The organism is Arenimonas sp., from assembly GCF_019459675.1.
Lineage (GTDB): Bacteria > Pseudomonadota > Gammaproteobacteria > Xanthomonadales > Xanthomonadaceae > Arenimonas.
Map to the genome: position 1 here is coordinate 1 of NZ_JAIBFH010000223.1, position 3676 is coordinate 3676.

Here is a 3676-nt window from a genome sequence, read left to right on the forward strand (position 1 = left end):
CGCTGACCGTGCCGATCTTCGCCGGTGGCGCCACCCAGTCGGGCGTGCGCCAGGCCATGCACAACCGCGACGCCACCGCCGACGCGCTGGAACAGGAGCGCCGCTCGGTGATCCGCCAGACCCGCAACGCCCAGCGCTCGCTCGGCGCCGGTTCGGCTGAAGTCGAGGCGCGCCGCCTGTCGGTGGTCTCGGCCCAGGCCGCCTACGAGGCCAGCGAAGCCGGCCTGGAAGTCGGCACCCGCACCATCGTGGACGTGCTGATCACCCAGCAGGCGCTGTTCCAGGCCCAGCGCGAGTACGCCCGTTCGCGCCACGCATTCCTGGTCAACATGCTGCGCCTCAAGCAGGCCGGCGGCACCATCGCCCTGGCCGACCTGCAGGAAGTGAACCGCGTGCTGGTGAACGACGCCGAGCAGGCGCTCGACAACGACGGCACGCTGTAAGCGGCCCCGCCGGCGCGCTCAGGCGCGCCGGTTTTCAAGCAACTGGTCCACCAGCGCCAGGGTCCGGCCCAGGGCGCCCGACAGCTCCGACACCTGCCTGCGTCCGGCCGCGCCCATGGTTTGGCGGGTGTCGGCGTCGTCCAGCAGCGCCAGCACCTCGTCCCCCACCGCGGCCGCGTCCGGCACCTGCCGCAGCGCCTGTGCGTCGCGCAGCCGGCGCGTGACCTCGGCGAAATTGAACGTGCGCGGCCCCACCACGCTGGGAATGCCCAGCGCCGCCGGCTCAAGCACGTTATGGCCGCCGATGTCGCACAGGCTGCCGCCGACGAAGGCGACATCGACCGCGGCGAAGAAGCGCAGCAGTTCGCCCAGCGTGTCGATCACGAACACCTGCGTGTCGGGCCCGGGCAGCGCCTCAAGCCGGCGGGTGGCGGTGCGCATGCCCAGCGCCGCGGCCGCCTCGGCCACCGGCGCGAACCGTTCGGGATGGCGGGGCGCCCACAGCAGCAGGGCATCGGGGTGGCGATCAAGCAGCCGGGCATGGATCTCGAGCACCGCGTCCTCTTCCGGCGGATGCGTGCTGGCGGCCATCCACACCGGCCGTTCAGCGCCCCAGGCCTGGCGCCATCGGCGGGCCTGTTCTTCCACGCCGTCGGGAAGCGTCAAATCGTACTTGAGGTTGCCGGTGACGACGATGCGCGCCGGGTCCGCGCCGATGCGCGCCAGCCGCGCCGCGTCGGCGTTGGACTGCGCCGCGACCAGGGTGACGGCCCGCATCGCCACGCGCGCCAGCGACTGCACCGGCAGGTAGCCGCGCAGTGAACGCTCGGACAGGCGTGCGTTCACCATCATCAGTGGAATGCCGCGGCGTCCGCACTCGACGTACAGGTTCAGCCAGATCTCGGTTTCAACGATGACCGCCAGCGCCGGACGCGCCCGGTCCAGGAAGCGCCGCACCATGCTGCGCAGGTCGTAGGGCAGGTAGACGTGGTGGACCCGGTCGCCCCACAGCGCGCGCACGCGCTCGGAGCCGGTGGGGGTGATGGTGGTGACCAGCAGCGGCCGCTCGGGATGCGCCGCCAGCAGGCCGTCCACCAGCGGCCGCGCCGCCAGCACTTCGCCCACCGACACCGCATGCACCCAGATGGTGTCGTGCAGGTCGAGCTTGCCGTCCAGCCAGGCGTAGCGCTCCGGCCACCGCTGCAGGTACTCGCGCTGGCGCATGCCGCGCCAGATGAGGTGGTAGAGGGTGACCGGAAAAGCCAGGTGCAGGACCAGCGAATACAGTCCCAACAGTGCCCGCTGCCCGAAGGTGAGATGCATGCGCCGAAGGATACCCGACCTGCCCGGCAGCGCGGCACCAGCGGATAGAATGGCCGGGCATGGCCGACCCGATCCCGCCCCCGCCGCTGTCTCCCGCCCGCTGGCCTGCCTGGATCCTGATCGGCCTGGGCTGGACGGTGGCGCGCTGGCCGCTGTGGCTGCAGCGCGCGGTCGGGCCGGGGTTGGGCTGGCTGATGCGGCACCTGCTTGCTTCGCGGCGCCGGGTGGCGGCCATCAACCTGGCGCTGTGTTACCCCGAGCTCAACGACGCGCAGCGCGACCGCCTGCTGCGCGACAACTTCCGCGCGCTGGGCCTGGGCGTGTTCGAGTTCCTGCGCGCCTGGTGGGGACGGCTGCCGCCGGCTTCCGAATGCGAGCTCGACGGGCTTGAGCACCTGGAAGCGGCACGCGCCGGCGGCCGCGGCGTCATCCTGGTGTCGGCGCACTTCACCACGCTGGAAATCTCCATGCGCCTGCTGTGCCAGCGCATCCCGCTGGCGGGAATGTACCGGCCGCACGAGGAGCCCGCGATGGAGTGGGCGGTGAAGCGCGGACGCCTGCGGCACGCCGTGGCGATGTTCTCCCGCGACGAACTGCGCCCGGCCCTGCGCCACCTCAAGCAGGGCGGGCTGCTGTGGTTCGCGCCCGACCAGGAAACGCGGCGCGGCGACAGCGTGTTCGTGCCGTTCTTCGGCCAGCCGGCGTGGAGCCTCACCTCCACCCACCAGCTGGCGCGCCTGTCGGGTGCGGCGGTGCTGCCGCTGTTCCACGAGCGCCGGCCGGACGGGCGCTATCGCATCCAGATACTGCCGGCGCTGCAGGACTTCCCAAGCAACGACGCCACCGCCGACACGGCGCGGATCATGGCCGCACTGGAAGACCTGGTGCGGCGCTGCCCCACGCAGTACCTGTGGCTGCACCAGCGCTTCAAGCGCCAGCCCGACGGCAGCAAGCGCCGCTACGGCTGATCAGTAGACCGGCGGCTCACCGGGTGGTCGGGTCTTGAAACGCCGGTGCGCCCAGAGGTATTGGCCCGGGCACTCGCGCACCACCGCCTCGAGCTCGCGCATGTAGCGCGCGGCGTCTTCCACCGCGTCACCGCTGGGCCAGCCGGGCCAGGTGGGTTCGATGCGGATCACGTAGCGGCCCTGTTCGTCGCGCCGGTACCAGAACGGCAGCAGCACCGCGCCGGCGCGCTGCACCAGGCCGGGCGTGGCGGTGAGCGTGGCGGCCGGGACGCCGAAGAAAGGCACGAACGCATTCTGGTAGGTGAAGTTCTGGTCGGCCGAATACACCACGGGCTGGCCGTTGCCCAGGGTGCGCAGCAGGGCGCGAACGTCCTTCTTGCCGATGGTGGGCCCGAACACCGCGGTGCGCGACGCATCGAACCAGCGCTCCAGGCAGGCGTTGTTGTGCCGGCGCACCACCACCCGCACCGGCTGGCCCAGCGCCTCGCCCAGCAGGCGCACCGCCAGTTCGGTGTGGGTGAAATGGCCGCACATCAGCAGCACGCCCTGTCCGCGCGCCAGCGCCTGGCGCAGGTGATCGATCCCGTCAATGCGGGCCAGCCCGGCCAGCGCCTGCGGCGGCGCCAGCCAGGCGCGCAGTAGTTCAAAGCCGCCAATGACCGTGTTCACCACGCTTTCGCGCACCAACGCCGCCTGCCGCGAGGCGTCCAGCGCGGGGAAACACAGCGCGATGTTGATGGCCGCGATACGACGACGCGAGCGCAGCAGCGGCCAGGCCAGCCACGCCGCAAGCCGACCCAGGCCCAGCAGGGCCGGCTGCGGCAGACGGGCGACGATATTGGCCGCCCAGGCCAGCGGCGTTATCAGCAGGCAGCGCATGGCAATGGCGGTCAGCCGCGGTCGTCCGGTGTGTAGGGGCCCCCGCCCGCCCGCCGGCGGCCC

Annotated in this window: 4 protein-coding genes; 2 read left to right on the forward strand and 2 right to left on the reverse strand. The window is 72.0% G+C overall.

The window, feature by feature from the left end:
* The coding region (locus K0M70_RS07580) for a TolC family protein (RefSeq protein WP_290781168.1) at positions 1-443 on the forward strand (443 nt) is incomplete at its 5' end.
* A gap of 18 nt (positions 444-461) precedes the next feature.
* On the opposite strand, the gene waaA is transcribed toward K0M70_RS07580, so the two are convergent.
* The gene (gene waaA, locus K0M70_RS07585; RefSeq protein WP_290781169.1) at positions 462-1766 is read right to left on the reverse strand and encodes a lipid IV(A) 3-deoxy-D-manno-octulosonic acid transferase; all 1305 of its coding nucleotides are present in this window, start codon (positions 1764-1766) and stop codon (positions 462-464) included.
* A gap of 59 nt (positions 1767-1825) precedes the next feature.
* Here waaA and lpxL point away from each other — a divergent pair, with 59 nt between their 5' ends.
* Entirely contained in the window at positions 1826-2734 is a 909-nt protein-coding gene (gene lpxL, locus K0M70_RS07590) for an LpxL/LpxP family Kdo(2)-lipid IV(A) lauroyl/palmitoleoyl acyltransferase (RefSeq protein WP_290781170.1), read from the forward strand.
* Here lpxL and K0M70_RS07595 read toward each other — a convergent pair.
* Positions 2735-3676, reverse strand: a 942-nt coding sequence (locus tag K0M70_RS07595; protein ID WP_290781171.1) for a lysophospholipid acyltransferase family protein, incomplete at its 5' end; no start/stop codon positions are given. It lies immediately after the preceding gene.